This window comes from Clostridium sardiniense, from assembly GCF_016907995.1.
GTDB classification, from domain to species: Bacteria; Bacillota; Clostridia; order Clostridiales; family Clostridiaceae; genus Clostridium; species Clostridium sardiniense.
Genome location: NZ_JAFBDA010000012.1, coordinates 20,232 through 40,980 on the forward strand (window position 1 = coordinate 20,232; position 20,749 = coordinate 40,980).

A 20,749-nucleotide genomic window follows, 5' to 3' on the forward strand; every position below is an offset into this window, starting at 1 on the left:
AAAAATAGTCAGTTCCTTTATTTAGTTTTGAAGCATATTCTTTTTATTAGATAGATGATTTACTATATATTAGTAGGATACTTTAATATGATTTACTAAATAGTATTAAGCTAATATTTCTTATTTAATACATCAGTAATTGATTTATTAATCTCATTAACATCAACAGAATTGATTTTATTATCTGTTAGTTTATATTTTTCTTTTAATGAAAGGACTCTATATACACTTTCATCAATTCTATCTTCTGTAATAACTTTATCTGAGACAGCCTTCTTTATAGAGTTAATTACTGTTTGGATATTTTCATATTTATGACAGACTAATACTATATCTGCACCAGCATTAATTGCTTTAACGCTAGCATCGCCTATATTATAATTTTCCATAATAGCACCCATAGTCATGTCATCGGTTATGACTACTCCATTAAATACTATATCTTTTCTAAGAAGGTCAGTAATTATATTATAAGAAAGAGTTGCAGGATATTTTGGATCTAATTTAGGTAATAATATATGAGCAATCATAACAGCATCAGCACCCTTGTCAATGGCAGCTTTAAAAGGAATAAGTTCAAAATCATTGAGTCTTTTTAAATCGTAATTTACTACTGGAAGTCCTATATGTGAATCTACAGAAGTATCTCCATGTCCTGGGAAATGTTTAACTACTGGGATAACATTTTGAGATTTAATTCCTTCCATTGTTTGAGTACCAAGTCTTGTAACTATATCTTTATTGTCACCAAAAGATCTTATGCCAATTACAGGATTATTAGGATTACTATTAATATCAAGTACAGGTGCATAATCCATATTTATTCCAAATGCATTAAGCTCTTTTCCTAAAGTTTTTCCTATATTATAGCTAAAATCTTCATTATTAATTTTACCTATATAAGAATTAGACGGAAGCTTTTTTATTTCATTAGGCATTCTAGTAACATTACCACCCTCTTCATCTGTTGATATAAAAAGTGGTGCAATATTATCCTTATTAAGTAATTTTAAAGTATTTGTAAGCTCAAGTAGTTGATTAGGATTTTCTACATTTCTTTGGAATAATATAAATCCGCCTAAGTGATTTTCTTTTATTAATTTTTCAGTATTTGAATCAACTGTATATCCATTAAAACCACCAATTATTAGCTGACCTATTTTTTCATCTAATGACATAGTGTTTATTTTATCTTTTATAGCATCTATTTTATTCATTGTTGTATTAGCCTCCTCTGGACTTTCTTTAAAGTAAGTATAAAAGAATATACATGAAAATGAAAATACAGTGATTAACGAAATTATAAATAAACTAAATCTTTTCATATTCCTCCAATCTTAAAGATTATAAATCTCTAAATGTAAATAAACATAACATTATGATTATTACCAAATTAACAATAGTTTAAAAATTTTCGGGAAAATATATTAATAAATAAATTTATGATAAAGGAAAGTGTATAGAATTAAAATATATACTTATATCTATATTATAGATTTTATTATTAAACTATGATATACTAACAAAGTTTTTAAATTAATATATAAATTAAAACTAATTAAAGGAGTAAAATATGAATAAAATTATTTTGAAATTATCAGACATAAATATAGAAAAATTTTTAAAAAGATATGAAGCAGATCTTAAATTTATATATAAATCACTTAAAGATGAAAAATTAATAGACTTAATTGACATAGTAAACTTAAATGATTTTAAAATAGATAATAAAATAAAAAAAGAATTAGATGAAAGTGATTTAATAGAGCTTTTAAAAAAAGAAGAGTATGGACTATTTTTAATGGTGGGAGGAGTATGTGATGAAAATGTTACATATTTTAGATTTATTGATGGAATTCAATATAGAATAGCACCAGGTGAATGTTATGAAGAATCATGTGAAAATTTTCATGATTATAAATGTGAAGAAAAGCTTATTAAAACAGGTGAAATGGAGTTTTCTATAGAATGTTCTTATGGAATAGTTTTATATATTAAAGAGGAAAATTTAAATTTAATTATAGTTGAATTAGTTGAAGATGATTATAACAATTATAATGTAAGAATGATAAATAAAAGTGGTGATTTTGGGAAAATTACAAGAAAATATATAGATACCAATATTAACCACTAATATAAAAATTTAAATGTATAATAGACATACTTAAGGTTAAAATAATAGTGTAGTCAATGAAGAATCTGTAGGTTCGGATACCTTGACTATGGGACACTACCATAAATTAGGTAGTGTCTTTTATTTTTATATTTTTTGAACGTTTATAGCCATAGGACCTTTCTGTCCTTCTGTTATATCAAATGAGACGCTCTCTCCTTCATGAAGGTCTTTATTATTGCCCTCTTCTTTAACATTTGAATAATGAATAAAAACATCATTACCATCATCACATGAAATAAATCCATATCCTTTTTCTTGATTGAACCATTTCACAATACCTGTTGTACTAGCCATAAAAATCTCTCCTTAAGTTGAATTTCCTAAATAGTATTTGCTAATTTTATAAATTTTACACATTAATAGATAATAATCTTAAAAATATTTAAGAAAATGAAAAATATGTTTTTAATGTTAATATTTTGATATATAATATACAAAAAGATACAATAAATAATAAAGTTTTCAGTACCTCTAAAATTTATAATAAATATATTTTAGAAGTGCTTTAATAATATATTTATAAGTTTTGAAATATATTTATAAAAACAAATAATAAAATTAAATAATTTTATAAAAAATATATAGCATAATACAAAAAAGTAGTAAAGTGTTGTATTAAATTAAAACAGATAATATAATTTAAGTATAATATGTAAAATATATACTTAAAAGCGTGGGGAAGAATCGTATAAAAAGGAGAATCTTATGGGGAATAAGTGGAGGGAAATACTAGATACAGTATCAATGAAATATTTTTACTGTAAAGTTTTAAATAATAAGGATAATAAAGGGTTTAATGTTTTAGTAGAGGAGACGAACTATGATGCTAAATATATAATAAATAAAAGTTTCAATGAACTACTAGAAGAAGAGGGAAGTAATCTGATATTATATAACAAAGATTTTTGGAATGATATAATCAGTATAGTAATGATATATGAAGAGTTTAAAACAGACGGTATGGATGTTAAAAAAATCAATGATGATCATATAATTTTATGGTGCAAAGAAGAGTATATAAAAGAAAATAAAAGGTTAGAAGAAGAATTGAAGGAGCAAAAAAAACTTTTAGATTTATTTATTGATTCTATGCCAGATTTTATATTCTGCAAAGATATCCATGGAAGATATACAAATTGTAATAAAAAATTTTCTGAGTATATTGGAAAAAACAAGGTGGATATAATAGGAAAATCAGATTTAGAGCTTTATGATAAAGAAAAAGCAAGTTGGTTTAGACACACGGATAATGAAGTTATTGAGTCTAAAGCAAGAAAAGTATATATAGACGAAATAGAGTTAACAGATGGAACTAGGTATATTGAAGAAACTATTAAAGTTCCATATTTTGATAAAAACAATCAAATTTCAGGTGTCATAGGAGCCACAAGAGATATATCATATAAAAAAGCTGTTGAAGATACATTGATAACTAATGAAAGAATACTATTTAGTATTCTTAATCATCTTGATGATGTTGTTATTATTAAAGATAAAAATAAAACTATATTTGTTAATGATGCCTTTGAGAAGCTTTATGGTGTAAGCTGTAATGAATTATATAATTCAGATGAATTTTTAGTTGCACCTAATAATATACATCCTGAGGATAAGCATTTATTTAATAATATAAATTACGATGAGCCCTTCGATGAAGTTGCAAGAATAATTAGAAATGACAATGAAGTTAGATGGGCTTGGTTTAGAAGTCATCCGTTAAAGGATGAATGCAATAATACTTTAAGACGAATTATTGTTATAAATGATATTACTAATAAAAAAGAAGAGCAAAGTGAGTTGGATAAGTTAAGAGAAGAGTTTTTTGCAAATATATCCCATGAATTTAAAACTCCTATAAATTTAATATTTACTTCTTTACAACTTTTAGATTTAAAGATAAAAAACTCAAATATTGAAGATAAGAGAGATTATATACAATATGTTAATGCTTGTAATAAAAATACTTTTAGAATGATAAAACTTATAAATAATTTAATAGACAGCATAAAAATAGAAGAAGGATTCTTTAGATATAATCCTATTATGACAGATATAGTTGGTTTTGTTGAAAGCATATGTGAAAGAGCTAATGATTTTGGATTTACAAAGTCCATAGAAATTATTTTTGATACAGAAATTGAAGAAAAGTTAGCATTTTTTGATAAAGAACATATGGAGAGAATAATTTTAAATATTTTATCTAATGCTATAAAATTTAGTTCTTCTAAAGGAAAAATAGAAGTTTATTTATGTTGCAATAACAATATGTTAGAGATTAGAATAAAAGATAATGGAGTAGGAATATCAAAAGATAATTTAGAAGTTATTTTTGATAGATTTAAAATGATAAATAATAGAATGACAAAAATAAGTGAAGGTTGTGGCATTGGGCTTTATATTGCAAAATCTTTAGCAAAAATGCATGGAGGGGATATACAAATCCATAGTATATTAGGAGTTGGTACAGAAGTAGTAGTGAGTATACCTGATATAGAAGATAATATGCATGGAGTAAGTGAGTGTGCAATGACTAGAATGGGCAGTAATGTAGATTATGTTCAACTTGATAGAATGAAAGTAGAATTTTCAGATATATATATATATTAGTATTAGACAGATATTTGAGGTATGTATTAAGATATTTAATATATACCTTAATTTTTTTTATTTTAATAATAATACATAAATTAATTCTCTTAAAATTTATAATTAAGAAATAAAAAATACATTAAATAAAGTTATAACTATATAAATATAGGTTAAAATAAGGTCATAGACTATAATTAAGTATATTAATAATATAAGAGGTAAAAGAATGAGTAAGTATGAAAAACTAAGTGAAGAACAATTAAAAAGAGAACTATCAGATTTGCAATATAAAATAACTCAAGAAGATGCTACAGAGCCACCATTTGGGAATGATTATTGGGATAATTTTAGAGAAGGAATATATGTAGATATAACAAGTGGTGAACCATTATTTTTATCTACAGATAAATTTGATTCAGGATGCGGGTGGCCAGCTTTTTCTAAGCCGATTACTAAAGATGTAATAAAAGAAAAAAGAGATATTAGTTTTAATATGGAGAGAATAGAGGTTAGAAGTAAAAATTCTGATTCTCATTTAGGACATGTCTTTTGTGATGGACCTAAAGAGCTAGGTGGATTAAGATATTGTATAAATTCAGGGTCATTAAAATTTATAAGAAAAGAAGATATGGAAGCCGAAGGATATGGTGAATATATTGAGTTATTAGAAAATGAAACAATTAAAAAATAAAGTTAAGGACAGATTATTATATTTATCTGTCCTTAATTTTTATTAAATGATTTTTTATTATTTATTAGCAATGTGTGAGAAATATTTATAAAACCATTATGATTAAAGAATTATCTAATATACATGATGATTCTTTTACAAATAATTATAAAATAAGAGGGAGTAGAGTATAATTCACTCTTATTTTATAACTATGTAAAGTATTAACCAAATAAGTTCTTTATATCATCTAATCTCTCAGTAGCCATGTTATAACCATTTGTGTAAGCTTCCTTTAAAATTTTAACGTCTTTTTCAAAACTATCTATAGCTTGTTCTTCAGTAGGTCTTAATATTATTGCTTTACCTTGTCTTTCTAGTTCTTCACAGAATCTAACTGTTTCATTATACATTTCATGACGTGTAAGAAAAGCATTCTTTAGATTAGAGTACTTTCTTCCAACTAATTTTGCAGCTAATTTATTTCCACGACCAAGTTTTTTTCTGTAACTTTTAGGTCTTGTTAGTATAATTAGATGTTTATCATTTCCATCTTCAATAGCTTTTTTTACTGGAATTGGATCACAAAGACCACCATCATAATAAGAATTATTATTTATTTTTATAGCAGGGAAGAAAAGTGGAATAGCACAAGTGGCTCTAAGCATTGTATTTTTACTATCTATTTTTTTTCCGTCTAAATATTCGGTTTTACCACTTTCAGCATTGGTTACACCAACTAGAATTTTACCATTATAATTTGTAAGAGCTTCTGTATCGTAGGGATATAGTTTATTTGGTATTTCATCAAATACAAAATCTAATCCAAATAGACTTTTACATTTTAAAAAGTTCCTAAAACTTATATATCTTTTATCGTTTCTATGATGCTCCATTATTTCAAGGTTTCTTCCTTTTTGATTAGAAAAATATGAAAATCCATTGGTTATTCCAGCAGAAACTCCAATACAATATGGAAAGATAATATTATTGTCTAAAAGGGCATCCATTATTCCAGCACTAAAGATTGGTCTAAATGTTCCCCCCTCTAATATCAAACTAGGCATAAATCCTCCTTATAAAATAAAAAATTATTAAATGTTATATAAAAATTATATAACTTAAGATTATAAATCGCAAACAGTTAACATAATGTTATCAAATTTTAAAAATAGAATTAATAAGATAAGAAATAGTGTATAATATAGAAAATAAAATAAGGTAGGTAAATTATGAGTATAGATACTAATGAAAATATAATTGAAATTAAAGATGGTGTAGATTTTGAAAGTTTAGATGGAATAGAGATATTAAAAAGTATATATAATAAGGAATTAAACTGTAAGAAAAACATATTAGAGTGTATTGAAAAGTCAAAAGAACTTAAAAATGAAAACATATCTGATGAAAAGCGTCAAGAAGCATATAATATTATTTATAAGAGTATAGAAGAGATGGGAAGCATAGTTAAGCCTAATACAATTATGTTTTTAAAAAATAAGCTAAAGAGTGAACTTGGAAAGTATGTTATTAATAAGGATCCAAAAGAAACTAACCATTTTATAACTTTTTTCAAGGAAGCATATCCTGTAAATAATAGACGTAAAGATTTTACATGGGTATTGATGAACATAAACAAGATTACAGATGAACAGATTTGGACTACACTTACTTATATCAATAGATGCATATTAAAAGAGAGAAGGAAATTAGACTTAGAAGAAAAAAGAGACATATTAAAAATGACTGAGTTACTTGTAAATAGAAATAACTTAAAGTATATAAATCAAGTTAAAAGTTTAGAGAAACTCCTTACAGCATTAAATATAAAAATAGTTTCAAACAAAGATAGATTTAAGGTGAAAAGTAAATAATATTATCTAACTAAAAGCTAGGATATTTATAATATCTTAGCTTTTATATTTAGTAAAAATATATAAATTATATATAATATTAATTATTTTTTAATAAAAGATAAACAAATTGTTGACAGAAAAATGTTCCTATTATATTATATAGATGTTGAGTGATAAGGATTATCATTTGCGATAAGAAAGGTGATTTTATGAAAAAAGTATATTTAATTATAGGTATATTTATACTGTCGCTAGTTTCATTATTTATTGGAGTAGCCGATATAAATATATTTAGTATGGGAAAAGAGGAATTAAATATTCTACTAATAAGCAGAGTACCTAGACTTATTAGTATTTTAGTAGCTGGATGTGGCATGAGCATTTGTGGGGTGATAATGCAACAAATAAGTAATAATAAATTTGTCTCACCAACAACAGCAGCTACTATAGATTCAGCAAAACTTGGAGTATTATTTTCAATAATAGTATTCCAATCAGCAAGTATGATGCAAAAGATGCTATTAGCATTTATCTTTTCTTTATTTGGAACATTCATATTTATGACTATATTAAAAAAAGTTAAGGTTAAAAATACTATCTTTATTCCACTAGTAGGAATAATGGTTGGTAATGTTATAGGATCTATAACTGATTTCTTTGCATTCAAGTTTAATTTAGTTCAAAATATGGGTTCATTCTTACAAGGAAATTTCTCAAGTATTATAAAAGGAAATTATGAAATATTATTTTTAAGTATACCTATGGTTATACTAGCTTTTACATATGTACATAAATTTACATTAGTAGGTATGGGAGAAGAAATGTCTACAAATCTTGGCCTGAATTACAAAAAGGTAACTAATATTGGATTAGCTATAGTAGCGTTAATATCTGCTTTAGTAGTTATTACAGTAGGAAGTATTCCTTTTGTAGGACTTATAGTACCTAATATTGTTTCATTAGTACAAGGTGATAACTTAGCTAAAAATATGCCTATAGTTGCAGCCCTTGGATCAATATTCGTATTAGCCTGTGATGTAATTAGCAGAATAGTAATATTTCCTTATGAAGTTCCAATTGATCTTACAGTTGGAGTAATTGGTGGAGTGATATTCCTTTACTTAATACTTAGGAGGAATAAATGATGAAAAGTAATAAGAAAAAATTAATAATATTAGCTTTAGCATCAATAGTCTTTGTAGCACTTTATCTATTTTGGGGACTAAATGGACAAAATTTTGATTATAATTTGAGCAAAAGAATACCTAAGGTTATAGGAATTATAGTGGCAGGTGGATCAATAGCGGTTTCTTCAATACTTTTTCAAACAATCACAAATAATAGAATAATAACACCAAGTATTATAGGTCTAGATGCACTGTATGGACTTGTACAAACTATAGCTGTCTTCATTTTTGGATCAAGCTCTATAATGATGACAAATAATACATTGAACTTTTTAGTTTCAGGTGTACTAATGGTTGGATTTTCATTTGTACTTTTTAACTTGTTATTTAAAAAGGGAAAACAAAATATAATGATTCTTTTATTGGTAGGAACTGTCCTTGGAGGATTATTTAGAAGCATGTCAACCTTTATGCAAGTACTTATAGACCCTAATGAATATGAGGCACTTCAAAGTAGATTATTTGCATCATTTAGTTCAATTAATACAAAGATATTATTTATGGCGGTTGTGATAATACTTATAATATTTGCATTTCTTTATGATGAGATAAAAAAATTAGATGTTATGTCACTTGGAAGAGATCAAGCCATAAACTTAGGTATTGACTATGATAAGTTAACTAAAAAGATATTAATAATAGTAACAGCATTAGTTGCATTATCTACAGCATTAGTTGGACCAATAACATTCCTTGGTATATTAGTTGTAAATTTAACTTATCAAATGTTTAATACATTTAGGCATAGCCTTTTATTAATTGGAAGCATTTTAATAAGTATTGTAGCACTAGTAAGTGGACAATTCTTAGTAGAAAGAGTATTTACTTTTAATACTACAATAGGAATTATTATTAATTTCATCGGTGGAATTTACTTTATATATCTTTTATTAAAGGAGAGCAGGGTATGATAGAAATAAAGAATTTAGTTAAAGTTTACGGAGATAAAAGAGTTTGTGATGACGTTTCATTTAACATAGAAAAAGGAAAAATAACATCATTTATAGGACCCAATGGAGCAGGTAAAAGTACTGTTTTATCAATGATATCTAGACTTATGGACATGGATGAAGGAGAGGTTTTTATAGAAGGAAAGGAAATTAGAGAGTGGGACTCTAAAGAACTTTCAAAAAAGATATCTATATTAAGACAAAGCAATAATATAAACATCAGATTAACTATAAAGGAACTTGTTTCTTTTGGGAGATTTCCTTATTGTGAAGGAAAGCTTAAAAAAGAAGATGAAAAGTTAGTTGATGATGCCATTGAATATATGAAACTTACTGATATTTCAGATAAATATTTAGATGAATTAAGTGGAGGTCAAAGACAAAGAGCATATATCGCAATGATTATAGCTCAGAATACTGATTATATACTTCTTGATGAACCCTTAAATAATCTAGACATGAAACATTCTGTTGAAATGATGAAGTTACTTAGAAAAATGGTAAATGATTTAGGAAAGACAATAGTTATTGTTTTACATGATATTAATTTTGCATCATGCTACTCAGATAATATAGTGGCACTTAAAGATGGAAAGCTAGCTAAGAATAGTAAATCCGAAGATGTAATTAAGCAGTGTGAGTTATGCAAAATTTATGATATGGACTTTAATGTAACAGAAATAAATAATCAAAGAATATGTGTATATTTTTAGGATGGAGGAATAATAATGAATAAAAAAATAGGAATAATAGTTGGATTAATAATTGTAGTTTTAGGAGGAGCCTTTGGTTTTTCAAAACTTAAATCAAATGAAGCAAATGCTGAAGGAAAGAAAGAAATGGTTACAGTAAGCCATAGGAAAGGTGAAACACAAGTTCCTAAAAACCCTGAAAAAGTTGTTGTTTTGGATTATGGTTCATTAGATATCATGACTTCAATAGGTAAGGAACCTGTGGGATTACCAAAGTCAGGTTTAACAAGTTACTTAAGTAAGTATAAAGATGATAAATATACTGATCTTGGAACTTTAAAAGAGTTTGATATGGAAAAGATAAATGAATTAAAACCAGATTTAATTATTATTGAAGGCAGACAAGAAAAATTCTATGATGAATTAAATAAAATTGCACCAACTATTATGCTTGGTACAGAAGGTAGTGATCACTTTGGATCAGTAGATAGAAATGTAAAAGCTATAGGTACTATATATGGTGTTGAAGACCAAATGAAAGAAAAGATGGATTCTTTAAATAAAAGAATGGAACAAATAGGTAAAAAGGTAAAAGCTGATAATAAAACTGCTTTAATAACAATGGTTAATGAAGGAAATATAAGTGTATTTGGTAAAGGATCAAGATTTGGAATAATATATGATAACTTTGGATTTACTCCTGCTGATGATAAAATAGAAGTATCAAATCATGGTCAAAATATTTCATATGAGTATTTAGTTTCAAAGAACCCAGAATACTTATTTGTTATTGATAAAGGTATAGTTGCTGGTGGAAATCAAAAGCCTGCTAAGGATGTTATAGTAAATGATTTAACAAAGAACACTAAGGCTTATAAAGATGGCAAAATAATTTACTTAAATACTCAAGTTTGGTACTTAGGTGGTAGTGGATTAATGTCTACAGAGGCAATGATAGATGAAATAGAAAAATCTTTATAATTATTAAAGAAAGGCTCTACATTAAAGTGTAGAGCCTTTTTATAAAATGAGAAATTAAATAAAAAATATATGAAATAGATCTAATGAAAGTAATGGATAGAACTAAGTTATATGGAAGCACTTACTAAATATTAATAAGAAGTGTTTTATATTAACATTTTTTGAAAAGTCACTAAAACCAGTGGCTTTTTTTGTGTAGTATATATAATATAGTTGGTGTGATATATTGTATTAATATATATATAGCTAAATGCTTATTATTATCATAGAAAAATAGTATTTAACTTATTAATTCTTTAAGTGTAATCTATAATTAAGATTAACACATATGAGAGAAGGAATTATTATGAGTATAAAACTAATTTGTATTGATATGGATGGAACTTTATTAAAAGATCAACAAACAGTGTCAAATAATAATAAGAAAGCTATAAAGGAAGCAATAAAAAGGGGCGTACATGTGGCAATAACTACTGGAAGAGTATATGATTGTGCAAAAATGTATTCAAAAGAAATAGGTTTAAATACACCTATAATATCATCAAATGGGGCTTTTATTGGTGGAAGTAATGGAGAAGTAATTTACAATAATCCATTAAATATAGAAGAGTTAAATAAATTTTATAATGTGACTAATAAATATGGTCTAATGGCTTACCTAACAACTAATTTTGGAGTTGTATCTGATGAAGAACTTCCAGAAAATCACGTATATAATGTTCTAAATAAAAAATTATCCGATGATGAGAAAATAAGAATAGAAACATTCAATGAGATTGATATTGCTCTAAGAGAATATGATGGGCAAATCCTAAAAGGAGTTTGTGTAGAAAAAAATCATAAAGATAAATTACTTAAAGCTAGAAAAGAACTTGAATCTTTAAATAGTAATATGGAAATTGTAGCATCTTGGGATGATAATTTTGAAATTATGGAAAAAGGAAGTACAAAGGGAGATGCAGTAAAAAAATTAGCAGAATACTTTAATATAAGTAGAGAAGAAGTTATGTGTATTGGAGACAGTGAAAATGACTTATCAATGATAGAGTATGCTGGTATTGGAGTAGCTATGGGAAATGCTATAGAAAAAGTTAAAGTTTCTGCAGACTATATTACAGATACAAATATAAATGATGGAGTCGCTAAAGCTATAGAGAAATTTGTATTGTAGGACTAGGAGGATGTAATATGAAAGATATAATTATTATTGGAGGCGGAGTTATTGGTACTTCAATTGCTAGAGAACTATCAAAGTATAAATTAAATACGGTTTTAATTGAAAAGTATGATGATGTTGCAAGTGGTGTATCAAAAGCTAATAGTGGTATTGTACATGCTGGATATAATGAAACTTTAGGAACACTAAAGGGCAAATTAAATGTTTTAGGAAATGAAATGTTTGATGAGTTATCGAAAGATCTAGATTTTCCTTTTAAAAGGAATGGAGCATTAATATTAGCATTTTCAGAGGAGGACATGGCTAAGCTTAAAGAGCTTAAGTTTAATGGTGAAATGCTTGGCGTTAAAGGATTAGAAATTTTAAGAAGAGAAGAAGTTTTAAGTTTAGAAAATAATGTTTCTGAAAAAATTTTAGGAGCATTATATGCAAAAACTTCTGGAATTGTTAGCCCTTATGAAATGGTTATAGCATTAGCTGAAAATGCAAATGTTAATGGTGTTGAATTTAAATTTAATTCTGAGGTTATTAATATAGAAAAAATATGTGATGGATATAAGATTACATTAAGTAATGGAGAATATTTAGAAAGTAAGTGCGTTATCAACGCAGCAGGTCTTAATGGTGACATAGTAAATAATATGATAAATGATCATCAATATAAAATAAAGGGAGTAAAGGGAGAGTATATTTTATTTGATAAAATTGCTGGTAGATTAGTTAAGAAAACATTATTCCAAGTACCCGATAAGATAAGTAAAGGCGTTTTAGTTACACCGACTATAGATGGTAATTTAATGATTGGGCCCAATGCACATAAAGGAGCTAAAAGAGATATTAAGACAACTAAAGAAGGGTTAGGTGAAGTAATTGACAAAGCTAAAAGATCTGTATCACAATTACCTTTAAATAGAATCATAACAACATTTGTTGGGGTAAGACCATGTCTTAAAAGTGATTTTATAATAGAAGAAGTTAAGTGTGCTAAAAACTTTATAAATGTAATAGGAATAGATTCACCAGGACTTACAGCAGCTCCTGCAATTGGAGTGTATGTTAAGAATCTAATTAAAGATAGCTTTAACTTAATTCCAAAAGATAATTTTATAAGTACAAGAAAAGGAATAATTAAGTTTGATAAATTAGGAATTACAGAAAAAAATGAATTAATAAAAAGGGATTGTAATTATGGAAAAATAGTATGTAAGTGTGAGCTTATAACAGAAGGAGAAATAATAGATGCAATAAATAGACCACTTGGAGCTAGAAGTGTTGATGCGGTTAAGAGAAGAACAAGAGCAACAATGGGTGGCTGTCAAGGTGTTGGATGCTTAATTCCTATATCAAAGATAATAGCAAGGGAACTGAATATAGACATAAGTGAAGTTATGAAAAATAAAAAAGGTTCAAATATGATAGGCTACAAGGAGGCGTAAAATAATATGAAAGTTTATGATTTAATCATAATAGGTGGAGGAGCATCAGGACTTAATTGTGCAATATTTGCTAAAGCTGCAGGTATAGACAAGGTATTACTTATAGAGAAGGATGACGTATTAGGTGGTGCTTTAATTGGAGGAGATTATAACTTAAGTGAAAGAAGTTATTTTACAGGTAGAGACTACAGAGAAAAGAAGTTAAACGAATTTAATGGATTTAAAATAGATACATACTTAAATACAATGGTTTTAAAAATTGATTATGATAGAGAAATAGTATGTACAAGCAAAGAACGTGGGATAGAAAAGATAAAAGGAAAAGCTATAATATTAGCTAATGGTGGAAAAGAACAAAGTAGAGATAATATGAAAGTTACTGGAGATAGATGTTCTGGAATAATGACAGTTGGTATGGCAGAAAAAATTCTAGGAATAGATGGAGTTATACCAGGTAAAGATGTAGTCTTATATGGAGTAGACAATATAAAGAAAATTTATAAGAAATTAAAGGAAAAAAATATAAATGTAAAAGGTGCAGTTTGTGATAAAGTAAGTGATGAAGTTCTTGGGCTTACAAAGAATCTTTATTTAGGATATCAATTAGAAGATATTATTGGTAACGATAGAGTTGAGATGATTAGAATAACTAAAAATGGTGAAGAGCTTCTTTTAAAATGTGATACTTTAATAATAGCAAGACCGATGGTATCAGATGGAGTTGTAGCAATGAGAAGTGGAATAGAATTAAATTCATCAACATCAGGGGCGGCAGTTAATGAGCAATATATGACTTCAAAAAATGGAGTATTTGCTTGCGGAAATGGAATTTACATTCATGCTTCAATGGAAGAATTGTTAGAAGAAGCTAAAAAGGTTGTAGAAAATGTTAAAAACTTTATAAATAGATAATAGTTTTATATATAATACATATAGAATTATAGAATATTAAAAAATCATAGATTTTTATCTATGGTTTTTTATTTTTTTATTAAAAAAGATAATAATAATTAGAAAAATCTAATGTATAATTTTGTGCTCTTTATGTATTTTTTTTACATAATAAAATATAAGAAATAGGTGTAATTAAATGAAATTCATTAAATTACCTAGGAAATATATAAAGATAAAGTAAAAATATTAAATAAGAGTTTTTTATTATGAAATTAAGCTAATCATAGAAATGATATGAAGTATCAATACTTTGAAAAGTATATTTAGTATTTTAATATTTATAAATAAGAAATTATATAAAATATTTTGTGCAATAATTTTGGGTAATCTAAGTATAAAAATGAATAAAAACTACATTGAAGATGGCTATATTATAATGATTGACAAGAAAATGGAAAACAATTACAATAATCTTCGATGATACTTAGAAATAAATTAAATAATAATTATAGTTTAGTTGAAAATTCGACAACATGATATATATGGTTTATTTAGTGCAGCTTAGTTATGTTCATAATTATTAAGATGGGGACTTAAATTTTTATTGTTAACTAATTTATATTAATAATAAACAATCTATGAGGGGGAAATTTAATGAAAAAAAGGGCAACAATGAACAAAAATATTGCGCTTATCATTGCTGGAGCTGTTATAATGGGACAGATTCCTATATCTGCATTGGCAGACGGGAATAAAAATGTAAACGTTGTTGAAGTTAATAAAGCTGAGGATAAGGGCAATAAGGAAGCTTCAGAAAAACTTGAATATGATCAAGAGTATAGTAACCATGACAGTAATTCATGGAAAAGGCTGGTAGGTGAAGGCGAAATTAAAGAAAATTTTGATTTTGCTGATGAAGAAAATGGAGTTAAGGGAGCTTTAGAAATTAAGAGGACAAATGGAAATAATCTTGTATTTGTAGAAGAACAAAGTCCAAGTCTTACAGATTTTGAAGCAGAGGTTAGATTCCAATTAAATCCTGATAATGAAAATGATAAACCAGGTAGATTTGGACTTGTATTTAGAGGAAATTCAGCAGATAATTATGGCTTTATCGGATATAATGGAGGTAATGAATCTCCAGGAAAGTGGCTCATTGAAACGCCAAAGGCGTGGAAGGATGATATAAAAGGACCAGAACTTAAAGCAGGTGACTGGACTACAATGAAGGTTACAGTTAAAAGAAATCATGTAACTTTAGTTGTAAATGGAGAAAAAATATTTGCTGAAAATGTATCATTACAAAACTTCCCAACTGATCCAGGTCAATTTGGATTTAGAACATGGTTTGATCAAAAGAATATAAAGGTTGATTATTTAAAAATTAATTCATTAGATGAGGCTCAAAAGGATGATATTACAGAGGTTAAAGAGTTAAATATAGATACTTTAGTAAAAGTAAAGCCAGAACTACCATATAAAGTTGATGTAACTTATGGAGATGGATCAACTGGTAAAGAGGTTGTAATATGGGATTATGTTGATGCTTCAAAATATGCACAAGTTGGTGAATTTGTAGTAGAAGGAAAAATAAAGGGAGCAGCAGAAAATTCACCAAAAGCAAAAGCTAATATTACAGTTAGGGAAAAGCATGCTTATAGTACAGATTTTGAAACAGAAGCAACAAGTGGAGATTGGCAAATATTAAAAGGAAGTGGAAAAGCTTCTGTTGAAAATGGAGCTGTAAAAGTTCCTATGAATGGTGTAGCAGTATCAGCTGATATGGCTTCACCAAATGTTAAGAATTTTACTTATGAAACAGATTTTACAGTAGATAGTGATTCAGGAAGAATTGGACTTGCATTTAGAGTTAATGATAAAGATAACTGGGGTGCAGTTTGTTATGATGCTGGATCATGGGTTTGGAAAGCTATGAATGGTGGAAAAGAAAGCTATGGATCATTCCCAGGGTCACTTAAGCTTGAGGCAAATAAAAAGTATAGAATGAAGCTTAAGGTTGAAGATAATAATGTGTCATTATGGATAGATGATGTTCTTTTAGGAAATACAACATCAGGCAGTCTTCCACAAAGAGCTGGTAAAATAGGTTTATCAGGATGGTTTGGAAATAAAAATGTTACTTTAGATAATGTTAAAGTTGAAGAGATAGTTCAAGAGAGTGAAGGGGATTTACCAGAAGTTGAAGTTAAGAGTATTGAATCAGATAAAATGAAGGTAAATTTAGATAATACTTTCCCAAGAGTAATAGGATATGAGTGGAAAGATGATCAATCAACGTTATTAGGACAAGAGGAGAGATATAATAAAGTTGAGCTTAACAACACTAAATATACACCAGAGGTTAAGTGTACAGTAAAAGACAATGTAGCAACATATACTATGAAAATAAAAGAAGTAGATGTTACATTGACAATTAAAATGTCTGTAGATGGAAATAAGCTTAGAATGGAAATAACAGATATAAAAGAAGGTGGAAACTTTAAAGTTCAAAAAGTGAACTTCCCAAATCATAGCTTTGCAACTGTTAAGAGTAATGAAGGTGGAGCAATAGCTGCAACTTTATCTTCAGGAGCTTGGCATGATATTAAGGATGAAATAAAAACTGTAGAAGAGATGGACCCATCAGTTAAAGGCAAAACTTATGCATTTATAAACGATGATAATTTTGCTATAACTATGGATAACAATGTAATAGAATATTCAAATAGAATAACTCTTACAACTGAAAATAGAAATGGTTATAAGAGTACAGGAATGGGAACAGGAACTTGGACTTATAGGGAAGTTCTAGATTCAGAAACTGAATTATTTAATCATGAAGATAAACTATGGTCAGAAGTTATAGTAACAAAGGACAATAATGACGATAAAAAAGTAACCTGGCAAGATGCTGCAATAGAGTATAGAAGAAATATGAAGGTTCCAATGGGTGGAGAAGATATTAAGAATAATCTTTCATATGTAGCATTTAATATTGCATATACTCAAAATCCATTCTTAAGATCATTAGATACTATTAAGAAGATATCTAATTATACTGATGGATTTGGGCAAATGGTTCTCCATAAGGGATATCAAGCAGAAGGTCATGATGATTCGATTCCAGATTACGGTGGACATATAGGAATGAGACAAGGTGGAGTTGATGACTTTAACACTTTAATAAATGAAGGAAAGAAATATAACGCAAAAATTGGTGTTCACGTAAACGCTACTGAATATCAAAAAGATGCTTTCCAGTATCCTCAAAATGGTAGTGTAAATGAAAATGCTGCAGGATGGAATTGGTTAGATCAAGCATATTATGTTGACCAAAGAGCAGATGTTGTAAATGGTGAACTTTTCAGAAGATTAGATATGCTTAAAGAAGATGCTCCAGGATTAGGATGGGTATACGTTGATGTTTATACAGGTAATGGATGGAATGCACATCAACTTGGAGAAAAATTAAACAGCTTAGATTATCAAGTTGCAACAGAATTCCATAGTCCACTTGAAGAACATGTAACATGGACTCATTGGGGAGCAGACCCAGCTTATCCTAATGAAGGTGGTACAAGTCAAATCCTAAGATTTATAAAAAATGATACTAAAGATGGATTCTTATCAGATCCATTATTAAAAGGTAATAAGCATCTTCTATCAGGAGGATGGGGAACTAAGCATACAATTGAAGGTGAGTACGGTACAGAAGTATTCTATAATCAAGTATTACCAACTAAGTATATGCAACATTTTGAAATAATGTCTATGTCAAAAGACGAAGTTAAATTTAATGAAGGATTGAGAGCTGTTAGAGAAGGAGCTAATATAAATTACTATAAGAATGATAGATTAGTTGCAACAACTCCAGAAAATTCAATAGGAAATACTGGAATAGGTAAAACTAAATTATTCTTACCATGGAATCCAGTTGAAGAAGATGAAAAGATATATCACTGGAATCCACTTGGAACAACATCAGAATGGCAACTTCCAGAAAACTGGTCTAATCTTGGAACAGTTGAATTATATGAATTAACTGACTTAGGAAGAACAAAGGTTAAAACAGTTAATGTTGTAAATGGAAAAGTAAGCTTAGATGTTAAAAAAGATACACCATATATTGTAACTAAAGGTGAGGTTAAAGAGGAAAGAATTGATTCATGGGGTGAAGGTGCTCAAATAAAAGATCCGGGATTTGATTCACAAACATGGAGCAATTGGAAAAAAGAATCAAAGAGTGGCAACGCAGATCATATCAAATTTGTAAATGAAACACGTGAAACAAGAAAGGGTAATGATGTTGTTTCTATCGTTGATAAGGATGGAAAGGTATCTCAAAATATTGAAGGGCTAGAGCCAGGAAAAACGTATTCTATTTCTGCATGGGTTAAAAATGATGGAAATAGAGAAGTTACATTAGGAGTTAATTCTGGTGACGTTAACGTAACTAATGTAATTAATAAGAGTGGATTAAAGAGACAAGGTGAAGGGGTTAAGTGGATTGATGATACATTCCAAAGAATGGAGGTTGAATTTACTGTACCTGATGGAGCTACCGGAGCTGAAATTTATCTAGATGCAAAAGAGGGATCAGGAGAAGTTATATTAGATGACTTTAGAATATGGGATCATCCAGGGCATACAAATAAAGATGGTTATGTATTCTATGAAGATTTCGAAAATGTAGATGAAGGTATAACTCCATTCTTCTTAGCACCAGGTAGAGAACATTCTAATAGATCTCACTTAGCAGAAAAAGATTTATATGGAAGACAAAAAATGACTTGGGTTCTTGATGGAAGATTCTCATTAAAGAGTAATCAACAATCAGAAGAGAAAGGACAAATGCTTGTTACTGACTCATCAACATTTAAGATAGAGCCAAATAAAACTTATGAATTAGGATTCTTATATTCACTTGAAAATGCAGCACCAGGATACTCAGTAAATATAAAATCAAAATCTGGTGGAGATAGCTTAGTTAACATTCCGCTTGAAGCAACAGGTGTTGAAGCTGGAAAGTATACTAATGCTAAGGAAATTAAGAAGACATTTACTACAGGAGATAGGGATGACTACTATATTTCAATTGATAAAGGTGAAGGATATGAGGAGCTTATATTAGATAATATATACGTTAAGGAAGTTAAGGAGGATGCAAATGCTAAGCTTGAACATGTTAACTTAAACACTAGCGTAAATCAAATTCCTGTTGATTTAGCAGTTGACTTTAATGTTAATGCACTTATGAGTAATGGAAGTAGCGTTGATTTATCTAAAGATGGTGTTAAGGTTGAATATATTATTTCAGATAATAGTGTACTTTCAATTGAAGATGGAAAAATGAAGGGATTAAAGGAAGGTAACGCAACTGTTGAGGTTAAGGTTACATTAGATGGGAAAACTGTTACATCTAATAAAGTTAATATTACAGTTGGAGAAGGAGAGGCTGAAAAGCCAGAAGTTAATAAAGATCAATTAAATGAGGCTATAGCTAAAGCAGAAGGACTAAATAAAGATGATTATACAGCTGAAAGTTATAAAGCCTTAAAGGATGCACTAGATGCAGCTAAAATTATAGCTAATAAAGAAGATGCAACTCAAGAAGAAGTAGATAATGCAGCTAAAGCTATAGAAGATGCAATAAGTAAATTAGTAGACAAAGAAGAAACTCCAGACGTGGATGGAGTAGATAGAACAGCTTTAGAAAGTGCAATAAAGGCTGCAGAAAAGTTAAATGAAAAAGATTATACTAAAGAGAGCTTTAAGGTATTTAAAGATGCATTAAATAATGCTAAGAAAGTTCTAAAGAATGAAAAAGCTACTCAAGAGGAGATAGATGCTGCACTTAAAACTTTAAATGATGCACAAAGCAATTTAAAAGTTGATAATACAAAACCAGAAGAACCAGGAAAACCTAATAAGCCAGGAAATGGGGGGAATAGCAATAAGCCAGGAAAACCAAGTAATCCAACAACACCAGGAATATCAGGTAATGGTTCAGGTAATATACCAGATACAGGTATGAATACAGGAGCTATGAGTATTTTTGGAATAATAGCATCAGCACTTGGAGTTACGTTCTTAAGAAAGAAAAAATAAAATATAACTAGGTATTAAGAGGACATAGTTTAA

The 20,749-nt window shown here is 27.9% G+C and carries 15 protein-coding genes; 12 read left to right on the top strand and 3 right to left on the bottom strand.

The window, feature by feature from the left end; genetic code table 11:
• Nucleotides 1–110 precede the first annotated feature (110 nt).
• Nucleotides 111–1,217: a beta-N-acetylhexosaminidase gene (nagZ, locus tag JOC62_RS11140; RefSeq protein WP_243425058.1), complete on the bottom strand. Its 1,107-nt coding sequence runs from the start codon at nt 1,215–1,217 to the stop codon at nt 111–113.
• A gap of 356 nt (nt 1,218–1,573) precedes the next feature.
• Between nagZ and JOC62_RS11145 the strand changes: the two genes are divergently transcribed.
• Nucleotides 1,574–2,134 carry a hypothetical protein gene (locus JOC62_RS11145; RefSeq protein WP_204595354.1) on the top strand — a complete coding sequence of 187 codons (561 nt, stop codon included), beginning with the start codon at nt 1,574–1,576 and terminating at the stop codon, nt 2,132–2,134.
• 126 nt (nt 2,135–2,260) lie between these two features.
• Here JOC62_RS11145 and JOC62_RS11150 read toward each other — a convergent pair whose 3' ends face one another.
• Nucleotides 2,261–2,470, bottom strand: a complete 210-nt coding sequence (locus JOC62_RS11150) for a cold-shock protein (protein ID WP_204595355.1) — start codon at nt 2,468–2,470, stop codon at nt 2,261–2,263.
• A 411-nt stretch (nt 2,471–2,881) separates the two neighbouring features.
• On the opposite strand from JOC62_RS11150, the gene JOC62_RS11155 reads away from it, so the two are divergent.
• A complete protein-coding gene (locus JOC62_RS11155) occupies nt 2,882–4,783 on the top strand; it encodes a sensor histidine kinase (RefSeq protein ID WP_204595356.1) in 1,902 nt (633 codons plus the stop codon).
• A gap of 208 nt (nt 4,784–4,991) precedes the next feature.
• Entirely contained in the window at nt 4,992–5,456 is a 465-nt protein-coding gene (msrB, locus tag JOC62_RS11160) for a peptide-methionine (R)-S-oxide reductase MsrB (RefSeq protein WP_204595357.1), read from the top strand.
• Nucleotides 5,457–5,659: 203 nt separating this feature from the next.
• Here the strand turns inward: msrB and JOC62_RS11165 are convergent, their stop codons facing one another.
• A complete protein-coding gene (locus tag JOC62_RS11165; RefSeq protein WP_204595358.1) occupies nt 5,660–6,502 on the bottom strand; it encodes a patatin-like phospholipase family protein in 843 nt (280 codons plus the stop codon).
• Between the two features lie 198 nt (nt 6,503–6,700).
• Here JOC62_RS11165 and JOC62_RS11170 point away from each other — a divergent pair, with 198 nt between their 5' ends.
• The 9 genes from JOC62_RS11170 to JOC62_RS11210 all read left to right on the top strand — a co-directional run bounded on the left by JOC62_RS11170 (nt 6,701) and on the right by JOC62_RS11210 (nt 20,716).
• A complete protein-coding gene (locus tag JOC62_RS11170) occupies nt 6,701–7,309 on the top strand; it encodes a hypothetical protein (RefSeq protein WP_204595433.1) in 609 nt (202 codons plus the stop codon).
• Between the two features lie 191 nt (nt 7,310–7,500).
• Entirely contained in the window at nt 7,501–8,436 is a 936-nt protein-coding gene (locus tag JOC62_RS11175) for an ABC transporter permease (protein WP_204595359.1), read from the top strand.
• Entirely contained in the window at nt 8,436–9,389 is a 954-nt protein-coding gene (locus tag JOC62_RS11180; protein ID WP_204595434.1) for an iron chelate uptake ABC transporter family permease subunit, read from the top strand. The genes JOC62_RS11175 and JOC62_RS11180 overlap by 1 nt, the downstream gene beginning before the upstream one ends.
• Nucleotides 9,386–10,141 (top strand): iron ABC transporter ATP-binding protein, encoded by a 756-nt coding sequence (locus JOC62_RS11185; protein ID WP_204595360.1) that lies wholly within the window; start codon nt 9,386–9,388, stop codon nt 10,139–10,141. The genes JOC62_RS11180 and JOC62_RS11185 overlap by 4 nt, the downstream gene beginning before the upstream one ends.
• 15 nt (nt 10,142–10,156) lie before the next feature.
• Nucleotides 10,157–11,101 (top strand): siderophore ABC transporter substrate-binding protein, encoded by a 945-nt coding sequence (locus JOC62_RS11190; protein WP_204595361.1) that lies wholly within the window; start codon nt 10,157–10,159, stop codon nt 11,099–11,101.
• Nucleotides 11,102–11,447: 346 nt separating this feature from the next.
• Nucleotides 11,448–12,272, top strand: coding sequence for a Cof-type HAD-IIB family hydrolase (locus tag JOC62_RS11195; protein WP_204595362.1), 825 nt, complete (start codon nt 11,448–11,450; stop codon nt 12,270–12,272).
• A 17-nt stretch (nt 12,273–12,289) separates the two neighbouring features.
• Nucleotides 12,290–13,714 carry an NAD(P)/FAD-dependent oxidoreductase gene (locus JOC62_RS11200; protein ID WP_204595363.1) on the top strand — a complete coding sequence of 475 codons (1,425 nt, stop codon included), beginning with the start codon at nt 12,290–12,292 and terminating at the stop codon, nt 13,712–13,714.
• Nucleotides 13,715–13,720: 6 nt separating this feature from the next.
• Complete coding sequence (locus JOC62_RS11205) at nt 13,721–14,626, top strand: FAD-dependent oxidoreductase (protein ID WP_204595364.1); 906 nt, start codon at nt 13,721–13,723, stop codon at nt 14,624–14,626.
• Nucleotides 14,627–15,262: 636 nt separating this feature from the next.
• Entirely contained in the window at nt 15,263–20,716 is a 5,454-nt protein-coding gene (locus JOC62_RS11210) for an endo-alpha-N-acetylgalactosaminidase family protein (RefSeq protein ID WP_204595365.1), read from the top strand.
• Nucleotides 20,717–20,749: the final 33 nt, after the last annotated feature.

Bases quoted from the DNA above. Each gene is read 5' to 3' on its own strand.
- JOC62_RS11145 (WP_204595354.1), top strand. From the start codon at position 1,574: ATGAATAAAATTATTTTGAAATTATCAGACATAAATATAGAAAAATTT.
- JOC62_RS11150 (WP_204595355.1), bottom strand. From the start codon at position 2,470: ATGGCTAGTACAACAGGTATTGTGAAATGGTTCAATCAAGAAAAAGGA.
- JOC62_RS11205 (WP_204595364.1), top strand. From the start codon at position 13,721: ATGAAAGTTTATGATTTAATCATAATAGGTGGAGGAGCATCAGGACTT.
- JOC62_RS11195 (WP_204595362.1), top strand. From the start codon at position 11,448: ATGAGTATAAAACTAATTTGTATTGATATGGATGGAACTTTATTAAAA.
- JOC62_RS11185 (WP_204595360.1), top strand. From the start codon at position 9,386: ATGATAGAAATAAAGAATTTAGTTAAAGTTTACGGAGATAAAAGAGTT.
- JOC62_RS11180 (WP_204595434.1), top strand. From the start codon at position 8,436: ATGAAAAGTAATAAGAAAAAATTAATAATATTAGCTTTAGCATCAATA.
- nagZ (WP_243425058.1), bottom strand. From the start codon at position 1,217: ATGAATAAAATAGATGCTATAAAAGATAAAATAAACACTATGTCATTA.
- msrB (WP_204595357.1), top strand. From the start codon at position 4,992: ATGAGTAAGTATGAAAAACTAAGTGAAGAACAATTAAAAAGAGAACTA.
- JOC62_RS11190 (WP_204595361.1), top strand. From the start codon at position 10,157: ATGAATAAAAAAATAGGAATAATAGTTGGATTAATAATTGTAGTTTTA.
- JOC62_RS11165 (WP_204595358.1), bottom strand. From the start codon at position 6,502: ATGCCTAGTTTGATATTAGAGGGGGGAACATTTAGACCAATCTTTAGT.
- JOC62_RS11210 (WP_204595365.1), top strand. From the start codon at position 15,263: ATGAAAAAAAGGGCAACAATGAACAAAAATATTGCGCTTATCATTGCT.
- JOC62_RS11175 (WP_204595359.1), top strand. From the start codon at position 7,501: ATGAAAAAAGTATATTTAATTATAGGTATATTTATACTGTCGCTAGTT.
- JOC62_RS11155 (WP_204595356.1), top strand. From the start codon at position 2,882: ATGGGGAATAAGTGGAGGGAAATACTAGATACAGTATCAATGAAATAT.
- JOC62_RS11200 (WP_204595363.1), top strand. From the start codon at position 12,290: ATGAAAGATATAATTATTATTGGAGGCGGAGTTATTGGTACTTCAATT.